The following is a 23805-nucleotide window of genomic DNA, read 5'->3' as shown; positions in this document are numbered from 1 at the left end:
ATGAAATGGTTGTGGGCGCTGGCCCTCTTCACTAGCCAGGTTTGGGCGTTCGATCCCATCGATACCAGCACCATCTTTCCGGCCGTGGCGCAGGGTCACCATGGTGACAACAATGATACCTGCCACCAGATCAGCGGTTATCAGCTGAGCCAGCTCAACAATCCCAAGATCAATGGTACCGGCGGGCTGGCGCTCAACTTCTGCTCCATCCGGCCTGATCAGAACAACACTCCCCGTTGCGATAACGGCGTTGGCGGCTACAAGGTCTGTGCCATCACCGGCAGCGATATCCGCGGCCTTGCGCTGACAGGCAACAACAAGTTCCCGACTATCGCAGCAAGCAATGACCTGACTTGCTCGTCAGGCTCTCAAACTGCCGCCAACGCTGCCTATCGCACCATGACAGTGGACAGCTGCACCATGACCTTCCCCAGTCGCAGCGTGTATCAGCTCAAGACTCTGACTCTACTTAACAAGGCGACTCTGATACTGGGGGACGGTGACTATTTTATCGACAAGCTGAATATCGACAACGTGACAATTCGCCTCTCTGGTAGCGGCACAACCCGGATCTTTGTTAATCAGGATGTCACTCTGTTCAATACGGTCAGCGTTAACAGCAATGGTCAAGGGAGCCTTATCTGGGTTAATTACGGCAACATGGTGCTCGATAACGCCACCACATTTTATGGCTATCTCTATACCGACGGACGCTTGACCATGAACAACAATGCCACCGTCTATGGCAAGGTGACGGCCGGTTACCTGAGCATGGATGCCCAATCCAGCATCAACGACTATGCCGTGCCTCCCCCGCTGACCTGCTTTGACGATGGTTTTGACAGCGCCCAGATCAACCCGGACAGCTGGGTGGTGGCCCAGCGCAACAACAGCACCCTGCCATCGGTGCAGAACGGCCGACTGCGCCTCACCCAGAACGTGACCGATCAGGCGACTTCGGCCACCTTCCAGCGCCTCTTCCCGGGGGCCGGCAACCTGGTGACGGTCGAATTCGATCAATACGCTTACAAGACTTCCGGCACGAGCGGGGCGGACGGCATGGCGGTGGTGCTCTCGGATGCCACCCTGACGCCGCAACCGGGGGCCTTTGGCGGCCCGCTGGGCTATGGCTACAAGACCGGGATCAGCGGCTTTGCCGGCGGCTGGCTCGGGGTGGGGCTTGACGAGTACGGCAACTATGCCAACGAGGGAGGCACTTACAACCTGGGGTCGCGGCCGCAGGCGGTTTCCATCCGTGGCTCGGGGTCTGGCACCTCCGGCTACAACTATCTCGCCGGTACCGCCAGCAACCTGAACCCGCCCGTCGACAGCGGTATCAACGGCAACCGCCCTCACCGTTACCGCATCACGGTCGACTCCCGTATCGCGGGCAGCTCGCTGACCAAAGTCGAGCGGGATACCGGCTCGGGTTACAGCACCCTGGTCGGCCCCATCAACATGGCGAGCCAGAGCGGTCAGGCGGCGGTGCCTGCCAATTTCCTGCTCTCCCTGACCGGCTCCACCGGCTCGGTGACCAACTTCCACGAGATCGACAACGTGCGGATCTGTGCCCTGCGCTCCAATCCGGTGGGGGTACAGATCGACCACTTCCAGCTCGATCACTCGGGTCAGGCGCTGACCTGCAATCCAGAGACGGTGACAGTCAAGGCCTGTGCCGATGCGGCTTGTAGCACACTTATCCAAGATCCGGTGACCGCGACCCTGAGTCTTACCCCTACTTCTGTCAGCAATGGTTGGATTGGCGGCAATACGGTGACCTTCAGTGGCGGTTCCACGACCGTTCAACTGCGCAACAACACCGCCACTGCGGTCACCATAGGGGTATCCGGTTCGGTCCCGACTACCAAGCCGTTCAGCACCACCTTGTGCAAGGCTGGCGCCGGGACACCCAGTGCGGCGGCCTGTACCCTGAATTTTGCCGATAGCGGCTTCTTCTTCGATGTGCCGGATACCTACTCGAATCAGCCTCAGACGGTGGCCATCAAGGCGGTCAAGAAGAGCGACGTGACCAAGCAGTGCGTACCGGGTTTTGCCAATCAGAGCAAGAGCGTCAAGTTCTGGAGCAGCTATGTTTCGCCGGCCAGCAATAACTTCAACAGCGGAATGAGCGTTAACAACAACCTGATCGGCTCCAGTCAGGCTAATGCCACCGCGTTTTCCCTCAACTTCGATGCTCAGGGGCAGTCGACCATTACGGTCAAGTATCCAGATGCCGGCAAGGTTCAGCTGGATGCCCGCTACGACGGCACGGGCAATGAAGCGGGGCTGGTGATGACCGGTGCCGACCAGTTTGTGGCGCGTCCTGTCGGCTTGTGCATTACGCCCCCGCAAGGCGTCTGCACGGCAGGAGACAGCAGTTGTCCGGTGTTCAAGAAGGCGGGAGATACCTTCCAGATAGACATCAAGGCCATGGCCTGGGAATCGGCCAACGATGGGGATATTTGTGCCGGGAACCAGACCACGCCCAACTTTGTCCTGCCCAATATAGCTCTGGGCAGCACCCTGATGGCTCCCAGCCCGGGCACCAATGCTGTGCTTGGCACCACCAGCTATAACCACAGTGCCGCCGCCAGCAGCCTCAACAGCGTCACCCAGACGGTGAGCGAGGTGGGGGTATTTCGGATGACGGCGACGCCACCGGTGGCAATGCAGCCAGAGGGAAGCACTGTATCTACGGGTTATTTCGGCTACACCATCCCGCCCGCCCAGAGCCAGCCGGTGGGCCGTTTTATTCCCGCTGACTTCAATCTGGCCAGCGGGGACATAGTGCCGGCCTGCAATGTCTTCTCCTATATGGGCCAGCCCTTCGGGGTTGCGCTGGATGTGCTGGCCCGCAACGTGTCGGGTGGCCAGACCCGGAACTATACGGGTTCGTTTGCCAAGGGCAGTGCCTATCTCTCGGTTGCCAACAACAAGGATGGCAAGTCACTCGCTAACCGGTTGCGCAGCCTGCCGTCGCTGCCATGGCTCAATGGCCGGGCGGCGTTGGCGGCCGGCAGCAGTGAATTTGTTCGCCTCTCCGATACCCAGCCGGATGGCCCCTACAAGTCGCTGCTGTTTGGCCTCTATATGCGGGACAACGATGGCGACAGAACCTTGATTGCCAGCCCCGATTTCAACGATGCGGTGGCCGGCAATTGTAGCGGCGGCAGTTGTAATGCCCGGCTGATCGACAGCGTGCCGATGCAGGTCTATTTCGGTCGCCTGCTGGCGGGGACGGGCGCGGGGCTTGCCTCTGCGCCGCTGGCCGTGCCTCTCCAGCTGCAGTATTACGAGGCGGGCAACTGGCAGTTGAACAAGCTGGACCAGTGCACCCAGTTCTCTCTGGCCAATCAGGGCTTCACTTTCCTCAATCCGAGCCATGTCTTTGATGCGACCAGCCGCGACCTGAGTCTGGGGAACAATCGCAAGATCCGGCTGGGGTTGGGGAGTTCGGCACCGGGCGGGGCTTCTGCACAGGCAACCGATGGTGAGATTCTGTTCCAGTTCGCCAGGCCGGATATCTCGGTGCGCATTCCCTACAGGGTTGATTTGAGCAAACAGCCGTCACAACCGCTCTGGTTGTCTGATCCGGCCACCCTGCAAGGTGAGGCCATCTTCGACTCCAGCCGGGGTAATGACAGAATTATTTATCGGCGCGAAGTGATGCACTGAGCGGGGAGTTGGGGCGGATCTGTCAACTTCGCCCCCTTATCCCCTTGTTTATTAGCGTTTGTCGGCTTGTGCGGGTGAGTGATGACTCGCATTTTTGTCGCGCCTGATGGGTTGGCGACAGTTTGAGCGCTTGCCGATTGGGGTGGGCATTGGTAAAGTTAGCCGGTTTTCTGCACCTCCAAATTCTTAGGATTTCCCGTAGCCATGTTCAAAAAGCTCAGAGGCGTCTTTTCCAACGATCTGTCGATCGACTTGGGAACTGCCAACACCCTGATCTATGTAAAAGATCAAGGGATCGTCCTTAACGAACCCTCAGTTGTCGCCATTCGCCAAGAGCGCGGGAACGCCAAATCGGTCGCTGCCGTCGGTCATGCCGCCAAGCAGATGCTGGGTCGTACCCCTGGTAACATCTCCGCCATTCGCCCGATGAAAGACGGCGTGATCGCCGATTTCTACGTGACCGAGAAGATGCTGCAGCACTTCATCAAGCAGGTTCACGACAACAACTATTTCCGCCCCAGCCCGCGCGTGCTGGTGTGCGTGCCGTGCGGCTCCACCCAGGTGGAACGTCGTGCCATCAAGGAATCCGCACTGGGCGCCGGTGCCCGCGAGGTCTACCTGATCGATGAACCCATGGCTGCCGCCATCGGTGCCGGCCTGCCGGTCTCCGAAGCGACCGGTTCCATGGTGGTCGATATCGGTGGTGGTACTACCGAAGTGGCCATCATCTCCCTGAACGGTGTGGTTTACTCCCAGTCCGTCCGTATCGGCGGCGACAAGTTCGACGAAGCCATCATCAGCTACGTGCGCCGCAACTACGGCAGCCTGATCGGGGAAGCCACCGCCGAGCGCATCAAGCACGAGATCGGCTCCGCCTATCCGGGCGAAGAGGTGCGCGAGATCGAAGTGCGTGGTCGCAACCTGGCCGAAGGTGTGCCGCGCAGCTTCACCCTCAACTCCAACGAGATCCTGGAAGCGCTGCAAGAGCCGCTGTCCGGCATCGTCTCCGCCGTGATGGTGGCGCTGGAGCAGTCTCCGCCCGAGCTGGCCTCCGACATCTCCGAGCGCGGCATGGTGCTGACCGGTGGTGGTGCCCTGCTGAAAGATATCGACCGTCTGCTGATGGAAGAGACCGGCATCCCGGTGGTGGTTGCCGAAGATCCGCTGACTTGCGTGGCCCGTGGTGGCGGCAAGGCACTGGAGCTGATCGATATGCACGGTGGCGATCTGTTCCACTACGAATAAGACCCAAAGCCGGCCAGCGTGCCGGCTCTTTTTTGACGACCCATGAAACCCATTTTTGGTAGAGGCCCTTCGCTTCAGTTACGGTTGTTTCTCGCCGTCATCATCTCCATTGCTGCCATCGTAGCGGACTCCCGCTTCGGTGTGTTCAGCCACGTCCGCGTCTACCTCAGTTCGCTCGTCAGCCCGCTGCAATACATGGCCAATGCGCCGGGTATCATGCTAGATACCATGTCGACCCAGGTGCAGACCCGGGCCGGCCTCATCGAGCAGACCAAGCAGCAGGAACAACAGCTGTTCACCCTGCGCTCGCGCCTGCTCAAGATGGATCATCTGGAGCACGAGAACCAGCGCCTGCGCGAGCTGCTGGGTTCGCCGGTGCACAAGGAGTCCCGCAAGATGGTGGCCGAGCTGCTGTCGGTGGATTCCGACCCCTTCAGCCATCAGGTGCTGATCAACAAGGGGGCACTGGACGGTGTCTACAACGGCCAGCCGGTGATCAACGATCAGGGGGTGATAGGTCAGGTGCTGCACGTGGGTTCCACCACCAGCCGCGTCCTGCTGATCACCGACTCCAGCCACGGCATCCCGGTGCGGGTGCTGCGCAACGACTTGCGCGCCATTGCCTCCGGCAGCGGCGAGCTCGACAAGCTGGAGCTGCGCAACCTGCCGCGCAACACCGACGTCCAGGTCGGCGATCTGCTGGTCACCTCGGGCCTTGGCGGCCGCTTCCCGGAAGGGTATCCGGTGGCGACCGTGACCCGCTCCGACTACGTGGAGGGCAAGCCCTTCGCCCAGGTCGAGGCCAAGCCGCTGGTGGCGCTGGATCGCTTGCGCTATCTGCTGCTGCTGTGGACCGACAAGAAACCGGAAGTGCATGACGATGAAGAGGCGCCGACCCCTGCGGCAGCCCCGGCTGCGGCGCCTTCGGCTGCGGGAGCGACGCGCTGATGTTGCAACCCGCCAGCGGCAGGATCTGGATCTGGATCTCGATCCTGCTGGCCCTTAGTCTGTCGATCCTGCCGCTTCCTTTCCAACTCGAACCCTTCCGGCCGGACTGGCTCGCCATGGTGCTCATCTACTGGGCGCTGGCGCTGCCGCACCGGACCAACGTCGGTACCGCCTGGGTGGCGGGCCTGCTGCTGGACGTGCTGCTCGGCAGCACCCTCGGCGTGCGGGCCATGGCGATGGCCATCACCACCTATCTGGCGGCGTTCCAGTTCCAGAAGATCCGCAATTTCTCCCTCTGGCAACAGGCGCTGATCATCGGCTGCCTCTCGCTGGTGGGCAAGGTGACCATCTTCTGGGCCGAGCACCTGTTCAGCCGCGCCAGCCTCAATTTCGCCTACTTTTGGTCGACCCTGAGCACGATGCTAATATGGCCCTGGGTTTTCCTGGTCTTGCGCAAGGTGCGTCGGCGCTTCAATATCAAGTGAATATGAGTAAAAACAACTCATTGTAACCGTACCCTGGCTCGCGAAGTGATTATGAACAAGCACAACGAACTGCAACTCTATCTCGCCTCGGGCTCGCCCCGCCGTCACGAACTGCTGACCCAGCTGGGTTACCGCTTCGAGGTACTCAAGCTGGATGTGCCGGAACAGCGGGAAGAGGGCGAGAAGCCCCAGGACTATGTTTGCCGGCTGGCCCGCGACAAGGCAACGGCCGGCGTGGCCGCCGCGCCCACGGCGCTGCCAGTGCTGGGCGCCGACACCATAGTGGTGCTGGGTGACCGGGTGCTGGAGAAGCCGTCCGATCTGCTCGACGCCAAGGACATGCTGGAGGCGCTCTCCGGCAAGGTGCATCAGGTGATGACGGCGGTGGCGCTGGCCACCCCGGAGCGCTGCGACGTGCGACTGGTCACTACCAACGTGGCGTTTCGCAAGCTGGATGAGGCCGAAATCGAGGCTTACTGGCGTACCGGTGAACCCTGTGACAAGGCCGGTGCCTATGCGATTCAAGGGATCGCCGGCAAGTTCGTCAGCCGCATTGAGGGGAGCTACAGCGCCGTGGTCGGCTTGCCCCTGCTGGAAACAGACCTGCTGATCAAGCATCATCTGGAACAGTCCCGGTAATCCAACCGCTGCCTTGTTGCGCAGGGCCGGTTCCGCGAACCGCTCGCAGCAAGGCGATCAGAATTTGAAGCCATCACAGGCAAGGCATAGGTCGGTGACATGCACCGGCTGTTTCTTACTGCGTTACTCACCGGGCACGTGCCGGTTTGGCTGCCAGAATTTAAAACTAGAAAGGCAAGGTAACTTATGTCGGTAGAACTGCTGGTAAACGTCACCCCCTCCGAAACCCGGGTTGCCCTGGTCGAAAACGGTCTGCTGCAGGAAGTGCACGTGGAGCGTCAGGCCAAGCGCGGCATCGTGGGCAACATCTACAAAGGCAAGATCAGCCGGGTGCTGCCCGGCATGCAGGCGGCTTTCGTCGATATCGGCATGGACAAGGCGGCCTTCCTGCACGCCTCCGACATAGTGCCGCACACCGAGTGTGTGGCGGTGAAGGAGAAAGAGCAGTTCCAGGCCGGCAACATCGCCGAGCTGGTGCGCCAGGGGCAGGACATCATGGTGCAGGTGGTGAAAGACCCGCTGGGCACCAAGGGCGCCCGCCTCACCACCGACATCACCCTGCCGTCCCGCTATCTGGTGTTCATGCCGGGCAGCGCCCACGTCGGCGTCTCCCAGCGCATCGAATCCGAGGCGGAGCGCGAGCGCCTCAAGCGCACCGTGGCCGGCTATGTGGACGAGCTGGGTGGCTACATCATCCGCACCGCCGCCGAGGGGGTGGGTGAGCAGGAGCTGGAGCAGGATGCTGCCTTCCTCAAGCGCCTGTGGCGCAAGATCCTGGAGCGCAAGCAGAAGTACCCGCCCTGCAAGATCCTCTACGAGGATCCCAGCCTGGCCTTTCGGGTGGTGCGCGACTTCGTCGGGGCCGAGCTCGACAAGATCCGGGTCGACTCGCGCCAGAGCTTCGATCAGCTCAAGCGCTTCACCGAGGAGTACGTACCTGAGCTTGCCAACAAGCTGGAGTACTACTCCGGCGAGTCGCCGATCTTCGATCTCTACGACGTGGAGAACGAGATCCAGCGCGCGCTGGAGCGCAAGGTGGAGCTGAAATCCGGCGGCTACCTCATCATCGACCAGACCGAAGCCATGACCACGGTGGACATCAACACCGGGGCCTTCGTCGGCCATCGCAACCTGGAAGAGACCATCTTCAATACCAACGTCGAGGCGACGGCGGCCATCGCCCGCCACCTGCGCCTGCGCAACCTCGGCGGCATCATCATCATCGACTTCATCGACATGCAGTCCGAGGATCACCGCCGGCGGGTGCTGCACAGCCTGGAGCAGGCGCTGTCGAAGGACCGCGCCAAGACCAACGTCAACGGCTTCTCCCAGCTCGGCCTGGTGGAGATGACCCGCAAGCGCACTCGCGAGAGCCTGGAGCACGTGCTCTGCTCCGAGTGCCCCGAGTGCAAGGGGCGCGGTCGGGTCAAGACGGTGGAGTCGGTCTGCTTCGAGATCCTGCGGGAGATCATCCGGGTCAACCGGGCTTACGACGCGGATCAGTTCACCGTCTACGCCGCCCCGGCGGTGGCCGACTACCTGCGGGGCGAGGAGTCTCACAGTCTGGCCGAACTGGAAGTGTTCATCGGCAAGCAGGTCAGGGTGGTGAGCGAGCCGCTCTGCGGGCAGGAGCAGTTCGACGTGGTGATGATGTAATTGGTCTATCGCTGGCTGAGTCGGGGCTGGTTGGCCCTCGGGGTCTTCTTCGTGCTGCTGGCCATCCTGGTCAGCCTGGTGCGCTTTGGCGGCCCCTTGCTCAATCAGCACCGGCAGGCGCTGCTCAATACCCTGCTGGCCGACAGCAAGCTGGAGGCCAGCGTCGATCGCATCGGGCTGGACTGGACCCAGCGTGGCCCGGCCCTCGAACTGCAGCAACTGGTGATCGCGCCGAATTCGGGTCGCTTCGCCCTGCGTCTTGGCAAGGTGTGGGCCCACCTCGACTTCTGGCGCTCCCTCAACGAACTCAAGCCGGTATTTGGCCAGCTGATCCTGAGCGATGGCGACATAGCGCTGGATCTGGGCCAGCCTGCGGAGCCGGAAACCGGCAACGGCAGCGACCAGCAGCAGGCCCTGCTGCGCTTTCTGCTGACCCAGCTCTCCACCTTCGATATTCACGACACCCGCCTCAGCCTCACCACGGCGCTGGGGGAGGTGCGCGCCCTCGACATCGCCCAGCTGCGCTGGCAGAACCGCGGCAAGCGCCATCAGGGGGTCGGCAAGGCCTATCTCATCAACGGGGTGGGCGAGAGTACCCTCGATCTCATCGTCGATGTGGATGCCCCCCAGGTGCGGCTCGATCGGCTCAAGGGCCAGCTCTATCTGGGGGCCCGCCAGCTCGACATCAGCCCCATGCTGGCCCGTACCCACTCAGGGGAGCCCAAGGTGAGTGGCCAGCTCGACTTTCAGCTCTGGAGCGAGTTCAAGGCCGGTCAGCTGGGGGATTCGCTGCTGGCGTTTGGCGACAACTACCTGATCTGGCAGGATGAAAAACAGGGTGACCTGCACCGGCTCGGGCTGCAGGGGGGCAAGATCCAGCTGCGCCGGGACGGCAAGGAGTGGCAGTTTGCCAGCCACGACGTCACCTTCAAGCTCGACGGCAAGCCCTGGCTGCACAGCCGGTTGCAGCTCGAGCGGGTCGGCGATCGTATCCAGGGTTATGTACCGGCCATCGATCTGGACCAGATCGCCAACCTGAGCCAGCTGGTGTCGGGGATCTATCCCGAACTGACCGAGACCCTCAAGCGCACCCGCCCGACCGGCAAGATCCAGGATCTGATCCTGCAGGCGGATGCCGGCTGGCAGGGGCTCTCCGTCAGCGGCCAGCTCTCCCACATCCGGGTCAACGCCTGGCACGACGTGCCCGGCGTGCGTGACCTCAACGGTGAGTTCTGGCTCACCCCGACCGGCGGCAGCGCCCGGCTGCAACTGGCAAACGATGCCATAGACCCGGCCCGCCACTTCAAGGAGCCGATCCCCATCGACAGCTTCTCGGCGCGGCTCGACTGGTGGCAGGCCCCGCAGGGCTGGGTGCTCTATGGCCAGGATCTGGTGCTGGACAACCCGGACTTGAGCCTCGCCAGCCGCTTTCGGCTCGATCTGTTCGAGCACCCCTTCCTCGCCCTGACCGGTCGCATCGACGTCAAGAATGCGGCCAACGCCGATCGTTACTATCCGCTGCAGGTGATGGACAAGAGCCTGGTGGATTACCTGAGCGGGGCCATCAAGGGGGGCAGGGCCAAGGGCGCTGACCTGCTCTGGTACGGCGAGTTCCGCGACTTCCCCTACCGCAAGGGCGAGGGCATCTTCCAGGTGGCGGTGCCGCTGCAGCAGGCCTCCTACGAATTCTTCCCCGGTTGGCAACCGCTTACCGACCTGCAGATCGATCTGTTGTTCCAGAACGCCAGCCTCGACATGAACAGCCGCGCCACCCAGCTCGGCAAGGCCAGCTCCGACTCGGTGCACGCCTGGATCCCGGACCTCTATCCGGGGGCCCACCTCTACGTGGATGCCAAGGTTGAGGGCGAGGGCAAGGCCATCAGCGACTACCTGCAGGACTCGCCGCTCGGCGGCTCGGTCGGTCAGGCTCTGCGGGAGGTGGAGATCCGCGGCCCCATGAAGGGCTCGGTGAAGCTGGATATCCCGCTGGATGGCGAGAGCGAGGTCAAGGCCAGCGGCGACGCCCTGTTCAGCAACAACAAGGTGCGGGTCACCAGCCTGGATCTGCCGCTGGAGCAGGTGCAGGGGCGGCTCGAGTATGACAACGAGCAGACCCGCTTCAGCAACCTCAAGGCGAGCCTGTGGAACCAGCCGCTCACCCTCGACTATCAGGGTCGCCAGCAGCCCAATCGCTATCAGGTCGATCTCAAGTTCAAGGGGCAGTGGGACAGCCGCCGCCAGCGTCAGGACATCCCGGCGCTGGACATCCTCAAGGGGCGCGGCAACTGGGCCGGCAGCCTGGGGCTGACCCTGCCAAGCGATCAGCCGTTCAGCTTCCAGCTGGCGCTCGACTCCAACCTGCAGGGCATGGGGCTGGATCTGCCCGCGCCGCTCGCCAAGGCGGCCGGCAGCCGGCTGCCGCTCAAGGTGACCGCCCGTGGCCGCGACGGCAGTGCCGACATCCGCGCCGTGCTGGGGGCCGACGTGGATATGCAGAGCCGGCTGGTGTACGGCGACGGCGTGCCCTACCTCAGCCGGTTGCGGGTGGACGTGGGGCAGCCCGGCGCCCGGGTGCTGCGCGACCGGCCCATGCTGCTCGCCATCAACCAGCAGCAGGCCGACGTGGCTGGCTGGCTGGCCCGTCTCAAGCAGTGGCTGCCGGCCAGCACGGCGCCGAGTGGCAATGCGGTGGTGGGTCCCTCCTTCTTGCCGCAGGAGTGGTGGGTGGACGGCCGTCTGGCCCGCGCCGACATCGGCAGCGCCAACCTCAAGGCGGTGCACTTCACCGTGGGGCCGGTCAATCAGGCCACCGAGGTGATGATCGACAGCCCGGACGTGATGGGGGTGGTGCGCCTGCCGGTGTCCGAGCGTCAGCCCATCGACGCCAAATTTGCCCGTATCCACTGGTCCGGCAAGAGTTCGGATCTGAGCCCGGATCCCGATGCCAGACAGGACAGAGCCATCATGGATGCCATTCCCTGGCTCACCTTCAGCTGCGTGGACTGCCGCTTCGGCGAGTTGCCGCTGGGCGAGGTGAAGGGGGAGCTGATCCCGGGGGCCGACAAGCTGAGACTCAAGGGGCTGGAGATGCGGCTGGCTGGCAGCCAGCTGAACGGCAGCGCCGAGTGGCTGGCCGGAGCGGACGGCATGCAGACCCGCGCCCGCGCCCACATCAGCAGCAACAACAGCGAGCTGCTGCTCAAGCGGCTCGGCTACACCTCGCCCATCGGCGATGCGCCCGGCAAGATGGCGCTGGATCTGAGCTGGCGCGACGTGCCCTACCGGCCCAACGTGCCGACCCTGAGCGGCACCGCCGACTACCAGCTGGAAGGTGGCACCCTGCGCGAGGTCAACGACAAGGGGGCGCGACTGCTCTCCCTGCTCAGCCTGGATTCATTGCTGCGCAAGCTGCGGCTCGATTTTCGCGATGTGTTCGACAAGGGCTTCTATTTCGAGTCCATGTCGGCCTCCGCCAAGATCAAGCAGGGGGTGGTGGACAACCGCGACTTCTACATGAAGGGGGCGGCCGGCAACCTGCGCGGCGAGGGCATCGCCGATCTGGTGCGCTGGCGGCTCGACTACGAGCTGAGCTTCTCCCCCAACCTGGGCGGCACCCTGCCGGTGGTGGCCGCCTTCTCGCTGACCCCGATCACCGGGCTCTACGTGCTGGCGCTCTCCAAACTGCTGGAGCCGGTGGTGGACGTGGTCACCCGCATCGATTTCCGGGTTTCCGGCCCGCTCGACGATCCCAAGCTGATCGAGGCGGGACGGGATCGGGCCCGCATCAAGCTGAATCAGCAGCAGAAGGAGGCGGTCGATGCGGTGGCCCCCAACCTGCCGACGCAGGAGGTGACCCCCTTCCTGCTGACCCCCAAACACGCGGGGCCCGCCCAGCGCTGAACGAGCGGCCCGGCACCATCACAAGGAGTGAGCCATGATCCGACATATCCTGCTGATCGCCTTCAAGCCGGGCACCCAGCCCGAACAGATAGACGCGGTGCGTGCAGCCTTTCTCGCCATCCCCCATCAGGTCAGCGGCGTGCTGGCGGTGGAGTGGGGGCGGGATGACAGCCCGGAGGGACGGGCCGAGGGCTTCACCCACAGCGTGTTGATGACCTTTGCCGACGAGGCGGCCCGCCAGCGCTATCTACCCCACCCGGATCACGATGCCCTCAAGGCCATCTTCCGCCCGGTGCTGGAACGTATCATAGTGCTGGATTACACCCTGCAGGCCGGCGATGCGGTCAGCATCTGACGGTGGCAACAACGACAAGGAGCGTCTCATGTGGTTAGCCGCAATACAGCTGGTATCGGGCCGCAACTGGCAGGATAACCGGGAGCAGATCGCCGCCGAGCTGGCCCTGCTGCCGAGTGAGCGGCCACTGCTGGTGCTGCTGCCGGAGAATTTCGCCCTGTTTGGCGAGCGGCAGGGGTATCTGGACGGGGCCGAGACCATAGGTCCCGATCTGAGCGGAGCAGCGCCGATCCAGCAGCAGCTGGCCGAATGGGCCCGTGATTACGGCATCTGGCTGGTGGCGGGGGCCATGCCGACCACCATCGCCGGTTCCGACCATATTCACACCAGTACCCTGGTGTTCGACCCCAGCGGCGAGCGCAAGGGCCACTACCACAAGATCCATCTGTTCGATGTGGACGTGGCGGACAATCACGGCCGCTACCGGGAATCGGAAACCTTCAGCCCCGGCGAGGAGCCTGTGCTGGTGGACTCCCCGTTTGGTCCCCTCGGCCTCTCGATCTGTTATGATCTGCGCTTTCCCGAGCTATACCGCCGGCTGGCCCGCGCCGGCGCCCGCGTGCTGCTGGTGCCTGCCGCCTTCACCGCCGTGACCGGCGAGGCGCACTGGGAGCCGCTGCTGCGGGCCCGCGCCATCGAGAACCAGTGTTACCTGGTGGCCGCCAACCAGGGCGGCACCCACGAGACGGGGCGCCAGACCTGGGGACACAGCATGGTGATCGACCCCTGGGGTCGGGTGCTGGCCAGCCTGGACAGCGGGCGCGGCACCGTGCTGGCGCCGCTGGCCCCCGGCCTTGTCGACGAACTGCAACGCACCATGCCGGTGCTGGGCCATGCCCGTCTGCTATGAACATGTGCAGGTTCGACTCGCCCTGTGGCGGGGAAGTCGGACGCTTGCAAACCCGATGGTGGGTTGGACATCCGCTGACGTTTCGCCAAGCGAACCCACGGTCTGGGATTTAACCGTTACGACATCTCGCATCGAGAGTGGAGAGAAAGATTGAGTCTATTGAGCCAGGTTAGTGCCTCCCTGTTGGCCCCCCACGACCTCGACGAAGGGCGGCTGCAGCAGCTGCTCGGCAGCCTGATGAGCCATCAGGTGGAGTTCGGCGACCTCTATTTCCAGCGCAGCTGGCACGAGTCCTGGATGCTGGAGGACGGCATCGTCAAGGATGGCAGCTACAACATCGATCAGGGGGTCGGGGTGCGTGCCGTCAGCGGCGAGAAGACCGGTTTCGCTTACTCTGACGAGCTGAGCCTGCTGGCACTGCAACAGTCGGTGACCGCCGCCCGCGGTATCGCGGCCGCCGGTGCGCAGGGCAAGGTGAAAGCGTGGGCTCGCACCGAAGCAAACCTGCTCTACCCGGCGCTGGATCCGCTGCAGACCCTCGACAAGCAGCAGAAGATCGCCCTGCTGGAGCAGATGGACAAGTTCGCCAGAAGTCTGGATCCCGCCATCAATCAGGTGATGGCCTCCATCAGCGGCGTCTATGAAGAGGTGCTGGTAGCCGCCACCGACGGCACCCTGGCCGCCGACGTGCGTCCGCTGGTGCGTCTCTCGGTGACCGTCATCGCCGAGAAGGGCGAGCGTCGCGAGCGCGGCAGCGCCGGTGGCGGTGGCCGCTTCGGCTACGACTATTTCCTCGAGCTGGACGGGCTGGAGAGCCGGGCGTTTGGCTATGTGCGCGAGGCGGTGCGCCAGGCACTGGTCAACCTCGACGCCATCGATGCCCCGGCCGGCACCATGCCGGTGGTGCTCGGTGCCGGCTGGCCCGGTGTGCTGCTGCACGAGGCGGTGGGCCACGGTCTGGAGGGGGATTTCAACCGCAAGGGCTCCTCTGCCTTTGCCGGCCGCATCGGCGAGCAGGTGGCCTCCAAGCACTGCACCATCGTCGATGACGGCACCCTGCCGGGTCGGCGCGGCTCCGTCTCCATCGACGACGAGGGGACGCCGGGCGGTTACAACGTGCTGATCGAGAACGGCATCCTCAAGGGTTACCTGCAGGACAAGCAGAACGCCCGCCTGATGGGCGTGCCGCTCACCGGCAACGGCCGCCGCGAATCCTACGCCGCCATGCCGATGCCGCGCATGACCAACACCTACATGCTGGCGGGTCAGTATGATCCGGCCGAGATCATCGCCTCGGTGAAGAAGGGGATCTATGCCCCCAACTTCGGCGGCGGGCAGGTGGACATCACCTCCGGCAAGTTCGTCTTCTCCGCCTCCGAGGCCTACCTCATCGAGGATGGCAAGATCACCGCGCCCATCAAGGGGGCGACCCTGATCGGCAACGGCCCCGAGGCGATGAGCCAGGTTTCCATGGTGGGCAAGGATCTCGCGCTGGATCGCGGGGTCGGAGTCTGTGGCAAGGAGGGGCAGAGTGTGCCGGTCGGTGTCGGTCAGCCCACCCTCAAGCTGGATCAGCTCACCGTGGGCGGCACCCAGTAAGGGAAGCTAGCGATACTCCCGTGATCGCCAAACCCCGGCTAAGTGCCGGGGTTTTGCTATCCGGGGTCATGGGAAACAAAAAGCCCCGGCAAGGGCCGGGGCTGCAGATACGGGGCTCGATCAGTTGACCGAAATGGCGCGGGCATCGATGAAGAAGCGCGCGTTGCCTTGTTGATCGACCCTGATCTGGGCAACCAGACGATCGCTCTGTTTGTACTCCCACCGGCTCTTGATCCGGGTCAGAGCGGGGCTGGCGGCACCGACCACGTTCAGATATTCATGAAACAGGCTGTAGCTTCCAATCTCGGTCAGCATCTTTTCCATTTGCACATCTCCTGAAGTGAGTGGGTGTCCATCCATAAACCTACCAAGCACTCTCTGAATCGAATCTGTATGAAAAACACACTAACTCATTTATGTGTCAACAACATGATCAGGCGCAAGATCAGCGACGATTCCTGTGCTTTTATGACACCGTTTTCAGTCAGGGCTGGCGCGGGTCCGGCAATTGATCAAGGGCGCCGGATACGTGTGGCAACGCGGGTGCCGTTTGTGCCGCCGGCGCACCGTGGAACACCGGATCCTGCGCCACTTCCTTGATGCCGTTGATGCAGAACTGCATACCCATGCAGACCAGCAAGAAGCCCATGATCCGGGTCATGGCGTCGATGCCGGTGGCGCCGAGGATCTTGCAGACCGGATCCGCCAGCTTGAGTACCCCCCAGCTGAGCAGGCTCATCAGGGCGAAGGCGGTGACCATGGCGGCATAGATGGTGAAGCGGTTGTATTCGTCCGGCAGCTCGGCGATCTGGGCGGCGCCGCTGATCACCAGCGCCATGGTGCCCGGCCCGCACATGCTGGGCATGGTGAGCGGCACGAAGGCGATGCTTTGGTTGATGTCGACCCCGGCCGCCTGGCTCGGAGCCGGGAACAGCATGCGAAAGCCGATGAAGGCGATGATGAGGCCGCCGGCCAGGCGCAGGCCGGGAATGGAGATCCCGAACAGATCCAGGATGGAGGAGCCGATGAAGAAGCTGACGCAGAGGGTGCAGAACAGATAGATGGCGGCCAGGTTGATCTGGCGTCGCACGTGCTCGCGCGACATGCCCTTGCTCAGCCCCAGCAACAGGGTGGCCGTGGTGGGCGGGTTGACCATGGGTAGCAGCGCCAGCAAGGCGAGAAATACGACCTGAAAGAACATCATGAACCTCGGATGACTAGGGTGGAGGAGTGTCCCGGGCCGTCGAGGGGCCCGAGAGGGAGGCTATCTTATGTCGGCCTGGCTGAACACCAGCCATATGAAAAAAGCCCCGCACTGGGCGGGGCTCGGAATGGTTCAGGCGGCCTGCGGCGCGCTCTGGCGCTGGCTGCGCTGCTGCAGCCAGAGCAGCAGGCCGAGCACGAAGCCGAGCGCAGCCAGGCTGACCACGTAATGGGAGGGGGCCAGCACGTCCTCCTTCATCCAGAGCGTGACCAGCATGGGCGTCAGGCCGCCGAAGATGGCGTAGGCCACGTTGTAGGAGAACGACAGCCCGGAGAAGCGCACCACCGCCGGGAAGGCGTTGACCATGACGTAGGGCACGGCACCGACGATTCCCACCGAGAAACCGGCCAGCGCATAGAGCGGCACCAGCTGGCTGGTGTCGGTCGCCAGCCCGTGATAGAAGGCGTAGCTGGCGCCGGCCAGCAGCAATGAGCCCAGCATGAGGGTGGGGCCGCTGCCGAGGGCGTCGATCAGCCGGCCATAGGCGATGCAGCCGAAGGTGAGCGCCAGAATGGCCAGCGAGTTGGCGGTCAGCGCATCGGCCGGGCTGATGCCGTGCACCTTCTGCAGGTAGGTGGGGGTCATCAGGATCACCACCACTATGCCGGCGGAGAGCAGCCAGGTGAGCAGCATGGAGACCACGACGCTGCCCTTGTGGCTGCGCAGCACCGTCTTGAGCGGCAGCTCTTCCGCCAGCGCCTTGTTGGCCTGCATCTCGGCAAAGACCGGGGTCTCGTGCAGCCAGCGGCGCAGGTACATGGCGACGATGCCGAACGCCCCACCGAGCACGAAGGCCAGCCGCCAGCCCCAGTCGCTCACCTCGCTCGGGCTCATGCCGCGGTTGATGGCGGTGGCCACCAGGGAGCCGAGCAGGATGCCGGCCGTCAACCCGGCGGTGAGGGTGCCGCAGGCGACACCGACCCGGCGGGCCGGCACGTGCTCTGCCACGAACACCCAGGCACCGGGCACTTCACCGCCGATGGCGGCTCCCTGCAGGATCCGCAACAGCAGCAACAGCAGGGGCGCGGCGATGCCGAGGGTGGCGTAGGTGGGCAACAGACCGATCAGTAGGGTCGGCAGTGCCATCAGCAATATGCTGAGGGTGAACATCCGTTTGCGGCCGATGAGATCGCCGAAGTGGGCCATGATGATGCCGCCCAGCGGGCGGGCCAGATAGCCGGCGGCGAAGATGCCGAAGGTCTGGAACTGGCGCAGCCACTCGGGAATGTCGGCCGGGAAGAACAGCTCGCCGATCACCACGGCGAAGAAGACGAAGATGATAAAGTCGTAAAACTCGAGGGCGCCGCCGAGGGCGGCCAGGCTCAGGGTCTTGTAATCCTGTCGGTTGAGGGGGCGGCTGTGGTCGTAAGCTGGTGTGACTGTCGTCATATCCTTATGTTTCCCATCGTTTTTTTAGTTATTGTTCCCCCATCCTTGCAGGGGACACGCTCATTACCGAGGTTATGCTTTTGCATCCCGTGATGTAAATCGCACAATTCGCAACACTGTCTTGCAGCTTTTTGGTGCAGTGAGACGGAGCGACACGCTCAAGCGCCGGGCTCATCTCTCGGGGCGAATAATCGGGACGATGGCCGGCGCCTTGCCGGCTCCGACCTCAAGATAGCTGGAGAAATCATATGAAGACCAAGGTGCTGCTCTCCTGGAGCAGCGGCAAGGACAGCGCCTGGGCGCTGCACGCACTGCGGCAGGATCCGGCCATCGAGGTGGTGGGGCTGTTCACCACCCTCAACCAGGCGTTCGAACGGGTGGCCATGCACGGGGTGCGCAAGCAGTTGCTGCTGGCACAGGCCGAGTGCGTGGGCTTGCCGCTGACCACCATCGACCTGCCCTGGCCCTGCAGCAATGAAGATTACGCCCGCATCATGACCGACTTCATTGCGGACGTGGTGGCGCAGGGGATCCGCCACATGGCGTTTGGCGATCTCTTCCTCGAGGATGTGCGCGCCTATCGGGAGCGGCAGCTGGCGGGGACGGGGATCACGCCGCTGTTTCCGCTGTGGGGCAGCAAGACCGACGAGCTGGCAGGCGAGATGATGGCAGCAGGGCTCAGGGCCAGGATCAGCACCCTGGATCCGCGCAAGCTGCCTGCCACCCTCGGCGGACATGAGTTTGATGGGGCCTTGCTGGCGGCCCTGCCCGCCGGAGTGGACCCCTGCGGCGAGAACGGCGAGTTTCATACCCTGGCCTGGGACGGCCCCATGTTCCAGCGGCCGCTGGCCATCCGGGTGGGGGAGACGGTGGAGCGGGACGGCTTCGTCTTCACCGACCTGCTGCCCGCCACCGCCTAGTCGCGGTTGGACTCCCGTTCGCCCTTGTCGTCGTTGTAACGCAGGGCTATCTCGTGGAACTGCTGGTGGATGCGGGCAAAGGCGTCGGTGATGTCGGGGTCGAAGTGATTGCCTCGCCCTGCCAGTATGATGGGCACCACCTCCTGATGGGACATGGCGGCCTTGTAGCAGCGCTTGCTGATGAGGGCGTCGTACACGTCGGCCAGCGCCATCAAGCGGGCCGAGAGGGGGATCTCGTCACCGATCAGGCCATAGGGGTAGCCGGTGCCGTCCCACTTCTCGTGGTGGTAGCAGGCGATCTCCTTGGCCAGCCGCAGAAACTCCACCTCGACCCCCAGCGCCTCCTCGGCATGGACGATGGCCTCCTTGCCGAGAATGGAGTGGTGCTTCATCTGGGCAAACTCGTCCGCATCCAGCTTGCCGGGTTTGAGCAGGATCCGGTCCGGCACGCCAACCTTGCCGATGTCGTGCAGCGGGGCTGATTTGAACAGCAGATCGATGGTCTTGGGGGTCAGCTCGGCACGAAAGCGGGGATGCTCGCAGAGAGTCTCCGCCAGCAGCCGCACATAGTGCTGGGTACGCAGAATATGGTTGCCGGTCTCGTTGTCGCGGGTTTCGGCAAGCGAGGCGAGGGAGTGGATGGTGATGTTCTGGATCAGTTCGTTCTCCCGGGTGCGCCGCTCCACCTCCTGCTCCAGAAAGGCGTTCTGGTCGTGCAGCAGATCCCGCGCGGCTTTCAGCTCCAGGTGGTTTCTGACCCGGGCCAGCACGATGGCGGGGGTGATCGGTTTGTGGATGTAGTCGACGGCCCCCAGCGCCAAGCCGTGCGCCTCCGCACTCTCCTCCACCTTGGCGGTCAGGAAGATCACCGGGATTTCCCGCGCCTGCGGCATCTCCTGCAGTGCCTGCATCACCTGATAGCCATCCATCTGGGGCATCACCACGTCGAGCAGGATCAGGTCCACCCGGGTGCCGGCCGAGAGGATCTCCAGCGCCCGCTGGCCGCTGATGGCGACCTTGACCCGGTAGTGGGGGCTGAGCAGGGCGCTGAGCAGGGAGAGGTTCTCCGGTGTGTCATCGACCACCAGCAGGGTGGGTTTGGTATCGGGATCCAGCAAGTTGAGCATGATGGTGGCCTCACTCTTGGTTGAACAGATCGGGTCTGAGGGCCCGGACTTGTTGCAGATGTGCCAGGGCGTCGGCGAAGCGAAAACGGGTCATGGCATCGTGCATGGCCGGTGCCGCCTCGCCCAGCAGGGGGGCGAGCCTGGCCTGATTGCGCTGGAACAGGATGAAGGCTTCCGCATCGTCTTCCAGCAGCAGCCCGGTCAGCTGGTGCAGCAGGGGAGCCAGCTCGGCGGGGGTTGCCTCCGGCAAGCCGGGGGCGGCAGGGGCCGGCAGCAGCGTCAGCAGGCCGGCGGCCAGTTGCTGCTGCTGTTGCAGCCCCAGTTCGGCCAGCGGCAGCAGGCTGGCGGCGTCGTCTCCCCGGGCGAGGGCGCTCTCCAGCCGGGCCGAGACCTCCTGCAGCGACCCGGCCCCCAGGGTTGCGGCTATGCCCTTGAGGGTATGGGCCTGTCGATGCGCTTCTTCCCGGTCATTCGCCTGCAAGGCGGCCAGCAGGGTTTCCATTGGCTGACTCCCCTGGCGGGCGAAACGTTGCAGCAGATCCCGATACCACTCCCAGTTGTGCATCAAGCGTTGCAGGGCGGTTTCGGCGTTGAGGCCGAGCGCCCGCAGCTGTGGCAGCAAGGCGGTGGCGGGGGATGCGCGCGAGGCAGTGAGTCTGCTGCTGACCTCGCGGCTGAAGGAGGTTGCCCAGCGCTGCAGGGCCGCATACAGCCTGTCGGGGTCGATGGGCTTGGCGATGTGATCGTCCATCCCGGCCGCGAGGCAGCGTTCGCGATCACCGGCCATGACGTTGGCCGTCATCGCCAGGATCGGGGTGTGTTGTCCGACGTCTTCCCGCTCGCGCAACAGCCGGGTGGCAGCCAGGCCATCCATCACCGGCATCTGCATGTCCATCAGGATCAGGTCGTAGTGGGTCTGGGCCACCATCTCCAGCGCGATGGCGCCATTGCCGGCGATGCTGACATCGGCACCGACCGCCCGCAGCAGCTCCAGCGCCACCTGCTGATTGAGCTCGTTGTCTTCCGCCAGCAGGATCCTGAGCCCGTCGAAGCGGTAGTGATGGGTTGCCTGGGGTGGCTTGAAGGTGAGGGGACTTGCCTGCTGGCCAAACAGGCCGATGACGGTATCGAACAGCACGGAGGCGCATACCGGCTTGACCAGCACCCGATCAAAGCCGGCGGTGTCAGCCTGGCGAAAGACCTCCTCCCGCCCGTAGCCGGTCACCATGACCCGGTAGGGACGCTGACCCATGCCGCGGGCGATGAGGCGGCGGCCGGTCTCGATGCCATCCAGCCCCGGCATGTGCCAGTCCAGCAATACCACTTCGTAGGGCTGCCCTTCCTGCTCGGCGCCGGCGATCATCTGCAGTGCCTGCTGGCCCGATTCGGCGGTGTCCACCACAAAGCTCATGCTGCGCAGCAGGGCTGCCATGATGGTGCGGGCGCTGGCACTGTCGTCGGCCACCAGCATGCGGCGCCCGCGCAGATCCAGGCTCGGCAGATAGCGGGATCTGCGCCTGCCCCGGCCGAGTCGGGCGGTAAACCAGAAGGTGCTGCCCTGGCCCGGTTCGCTCTGTACCCCCACCTCGCCGCCCATCAGCTCCGCCAGTTTGCGGGAGATGGCGAGGCCGAGGCCGGTGCCGCCGTACTTGCGGGTGGTGGAGCTGTCCGCCTGCTGGAATGACTGGAACAGCCGCTGCTGCTGCTCCTGGCTCATGCCGATCCCGGTGTCCTGTACCGAGCAGTGCAACAACACCTCCTGGGGTTGTTTCTCCAGGCAGCTGACCTTGACCAGGATCTCCCCCTGCTCGGTGAACTTGACCGCGTTGTTGGCGTAGTTGATCAGGATCTGGCCGAGGCGAAGGGGATCGCCATAGAGCAGGGTGTCGAGCTGGTGATCGACCTCGAACAATAGCTCTATGCCTTTGGCTTCCGCCTTTTCACCCACCAGGGTGGCCAGATTCTCCAGCACATGGTCGAGATCGAACTCGATCCGCTCCAGATCCAGTTTGCCGGCCTCGATCTTGGAGAAGTCGAGGATGTCGTTGATGATGCCGAGCAGATGCTGGGCCGAACGCTGGATCTTGCTGACGTAGTCGAACTGCTGCGGATCTAGCCGGGTCTGCAGGGCGAGATGGGACATGCCGAGGATGGCGTTCATGGGGGTGCGGATCTCGTGGCTCATGTTGGCGAGAAAATCGCTCTTGGCCCGGGTCGCGCCCTCCGCCAGCTCATAGGCCACTTCCAGCTCCTGGTTCTTGGCCTGCATCACCGCAAACAGCTCGTCCCGGGTCGGTTCGGCGAACTGCTGCTGCATCTGTTGCAGCAGCGGTTCATCGGGCCAGCGGGGCAGGCGGTAGACCAGGGCGATGGCGTTGTCCGCGTGTGCTACCAGCCGGATGCCACGTGAATGGCGGCCGTCCGGCTCGGGGGAGATGGGGGCATCAGCCAAGAGCGAGAGCCACAACTCCTGCGCGTGCGGCTCCAGCCACACCTGCAGTTGCAGCGGCTCAGCGTTCGCCGCCAGCTGGCGTACCAGCTCGGAGGTAGCACCTGCCAGCGGTGCCACGAAGGTGGGACTTCTGTCGAGGCAGGTGAGTACCTGGATCACCTTGCGCCGGGCGGTGAGTGCCGCCGCCGGGCCTGACAGCAGGGTTTCACCGATCAGTTGCCGCATCTAGTCCTCCTCCCCTGCCAGCACCCGCAGCACGATGCAGCTGGCATCGTCGGTGCTGCGGCCACTGTGGGCGATCACCTGGCGTGCCAGCTGGGCGGGTTCGGCGGTCAGATCCAGCGCACCGTCGCGCAGGTTGAGGGATTCGCTGATACCGTCCGAATAGAGCATCACCACGTCCCCCGCGACGAGTGGCTGGTGCTGCAGCAAGGGGGTGGGAAAGCGCTCTCCCAGCACCCCATCGCGGGAGATGCCGCGCCAGGGCTCGCGGCCGCGCAGGCAGATGCGGGTATTGCCGATGCCGGCATAGCTCAGCTCACCCCGTTCGCCGTTGACCAGGGCCACGCCGGCGGCGGCGCCCCGGGTGCCGATGCAGTGCTGGTGCAGCAGTTGCAACAGGCGGGAAGGCTCCTGCTCGCGGGTTTGCTGCAGCGCCGCCTCCAGCACCTGTACCAGCTTGTTGGCCGAGGCGCCGTGGCCGCTTACGTCGATCAGGATCAGCGACACCCCCTCCGGCCCTGGCCGGATTAAGGCCAGATCGCCGGAGACCCGTTCCGGATAGCAGGGGCGGTTCTCGCTGGCCCATGTCAGCTGCAGGCCGGCGTACAACTGGCCGGCACAGGCGAGGGGGGCGATTGGTCTGGATACCAGAGGCGCCGCGCCCAGCCACTTGCGGGCCTGCACCAGAGTTCCCCCTTCCGGCGGGGTGCTGATGGTGAGTTCCGACATCATGCGGCGCACGCCGGGCAGGCCCAGGCCCAGGGTGCCCGAGGTGCTGTAGTGATCCTGCATGGCCTGATGCACGTCCCCAATGCCGGGGCCCTGATCGCGGGCGACGATGTCGATGCAGGGGCGCCCTCTGGGATGGTGGAGGGTGAGGGTGATCTCCCCCCGCTCGGCGTATTTCAGGATGTTGCTGCCCAGCTCGGAGACCACGGTGGAGAGCATGGCACGGTCCACCTCGGACAGGTTGGCGATGAAGGGGAGGCGGCGCACCGCCATCACCGTCAGGTGCAGGTCGATATCGTGGCGCAGCGGGTAGCTGGCCTCTTGCACGCTCTGTTCCAGCTGCATGCTGC

General features: G+C 64.0%; 17 protein-coding genes. 11 read left to right on the top strand and 6 right to left on the bottom strand.

Annotation, left to right across the window (positions count from 1 at the left end; all coding sequences use genetic code 11):
• From QLG02_RS05950 to tldD, 10 genes are all read left to right on the top strand, one after another.
• Window positions 1–3675, top strand: a complete 3675-nt coding sequence (locus tag QLG02_RS05950) for a DUF6701 domain-containing protein (protein WP_282464765.1) — start codon at window positions 1–3, stop codon at window positions 3673–3675.
• 204 nt (window positions 3676–3879) lie between these two features.
• Window positions 3880–4920 carry a rod shape-determining protein gene (locus QLG02_RS05945; protein ID WP_005308111.1) on the top strand — a complete coding sequence of 347 codons (1041 nt, stop codon included), beginning with the start codon at window positions 3880–3882 and terminating at the stop codon, window positions 4918–4920.
• A 42-nt stretch (window positions 4921–4962) separates the two neighbouring features.
• Window positions 4963–5868, top strand: a complete 906-nt coding sequence (gene mreC, locus QLG02_RS05940) for a rod shape-determining protein MreC (protein ID WP_011704376.1) — start codon at window positions 4963–4965, stop codon at window positions 5866–5868.
• Complete coding sequence (gene mreD, locus QLG02_RS05935; RefSeq protein ID WP_005308115.1) at window positions 5868–6353, top strand: rod shape-determining protein MreD; 486 nt, start codon at window positions 5868–5870, stop codon at window positions 6351–6353. The genes mreC and mreD overlap by 1 nt, the downstream gene beginning before the upstream one ends.
• A gap of 51 nt (window positions 6354–6404) precedes the next feature.
• Window positions 6405–6992 (top strand): nucleoside triphosphate pyrophosphatase, encoded by a 588-nt coding sequence (locus QLG02_RS05930; RefSeq protein WP_011704377.1) that lies wholly within the window; start codon window positions 6405–6407, stop codon window positions 6990–6992.
• A 186-nt stretch (window positions 6993–7178) separates the two neighbouring features.
• The gene (gene rng, locus QLG02_RS05925; protein WP_011704378.1) at window positions 7179–8648 is read left to right on the top strand and encodes a ribonuclease G; all 1470 of its coding nucleotides are present in this window, start codon (window positions 7179–7181) and stop codon (window positions 8646–8648) included.
• The gene (locus tag QLG02_RS05920) at window positions 8649–12548 is read left to right on the top strand and encodes a YhdP family protein (RefSeq protein ID WP_282464764.1); all 3900 of its coding nucleotides are present in this window, start codon (window positions 8649–8651) and stop codon (window positions 12546–12548) included.
• A gap of 34 nt (window positions 12549–12582) precedes the next feature.
• Window positions 12583–12903, top strand: coding sequence for a Dabb family protein (locus QLG02_RS05915; protein ID WP_019839987.1), 321 nt, complete (start codon window positions 12583–12585; stop codon window positions 12901–12903).
• A 28-nt stretch (window positions 12904–12931) separates the two neighbouring features.
• Complete coding sequence (locus QLG02_RS05910) at window positions 12932–13753, top strand: carbon-nitrogen hydrolase family protein (RefSeq protein ID WP_282464763.1); 822 nt, start codon at window positions 12932–12934, stop codon at window positions 13751–13753.
• Between the two features lie 150 nt (window positions 13754–13903).
• On the top strand, window positions 13904–15352 hold the full coding sequence (gene tldD / locus QLG02_RS05905; RefSeq protein WP_201904648.1) for a metalloprotease TldD: 1449 nt from the start codon (window positions 13904–13906) through the stop codon (window positions 15350–15352).
• Window positions 15353–15472: 120 nt separating this feature from the next.
• On the opposite strand, the gene QLG02_RS05900 is transcribed toward tldD, so the two are convergent.
• From QLG02_RS05900 to QLG02_RS05890, 3 genes are all read right to left on the bottom strand, one after another.
• A complete protein-coding gene (locus QLG02_RS05900; protein ID WP_005308127.1) occupies window positions 15473–15676 on the bottom strand; it encodes a hypothetical protein in 204 nt (67 codons plus the stop codon).
• A gap of 160 nt (window positions 15677–15836) precedes the next feature.
• Complete coding sequence (locus QLG02_RS05895; RefSeq protein WP_016349179.1) at window positions 15837–16553, bottom strand: MarC family NAAT transporter; 717 nt, start codon at window positions 16551–16553, stop codon at window positions 15837–15839.
• Between the two features lie 135 nt (window positions 16554–16688).
• The gene (locus tag QLG02_RS05890) at window positions 16689–18005 is read right to left on the bottom strand and encodes an MFS transporter (protein WP_282464762.1); all 1317 of its coding nucleotides are present in this window, start codon (window positions 18003–18005) and stop codon (window positions 16689–16691) included.
• A 248-nt stretch (window positions 18006–18253) separates the two neighbouring features.
• Here QLG02_RS05890 and QLG02_RS05885 point away from each other — a divergent pair, with 248 nt between their 5' ends.
• Window positions 18254–18925 (top strand): adenine nucleotide alpha hydrolase, encoded by a 672-nt coding sequence (locus QLG02_RS05885; protein ID WP_282464761.1) that lies wholly within the window; start codon window positions 18254–18256, stop codon window positions 18923–18925.
• Here QLG02_RS05885 and QLG02_RS05880 read toward each other — a convergent pair.
• From QLG02_RS05880 to QLG02_RS05870, 3 genes are read right to left on the bottom strand one after another with little or no spacing between them, the layout of a single operon-like run.
• On the bottom strand, window positions 18922–20052 hold the full coding sequence (locus QLG02_RS05880) for a two-component system response regulator (RefSeq protein ID WP_016349182.1): 1131 nt from the start codon (window positions 20050–20052) through the stop codon (window positions 18922–18924). The genes QLG02_RS05885 and QLG02_RS05880 overlap by 4 nt on opposite strands.
• A 10-nt stretch (window positions 20053–20062) precedes the next feature.
• Window positions 20063–22729, bottom strand: coding sequence for a response regulator (locus QLG02_RS05875; RefSeq protein ID WP_282464760.1), 2667 nt, complete (start codon window positions 22727–22729; stop codon window positions 20063–20065).
• Window positions 22730–23800 (bottom strand): ATP-binding SpoIIE family protein phosphatase, encoded by a 1071-nt coding sequence (locus QLG02_RS05870; RefSeq protein WP_282464759.1) that lies wholly within the window; start codon window positions 23798–23800, stop codon window positions 22730–22732.
• Window positions 23801–23805 lie beyond the last annotated feature (5 nt).

This window comes from Aeromonas sp. V90_14 (assembly GCF_029967615.1).
GTDB lineage: Bacteria > Pseudomonadota > Gammaproteobacteria > Enterobacterales > Aeromonadaceae > Aeromonas > Aeromonas hydrophila.
The sequence above is the reverse complement of the archived record's forward strand: the minus strand, read 5'-3'. Positions and strand labels throughout refer to the sequence as shown.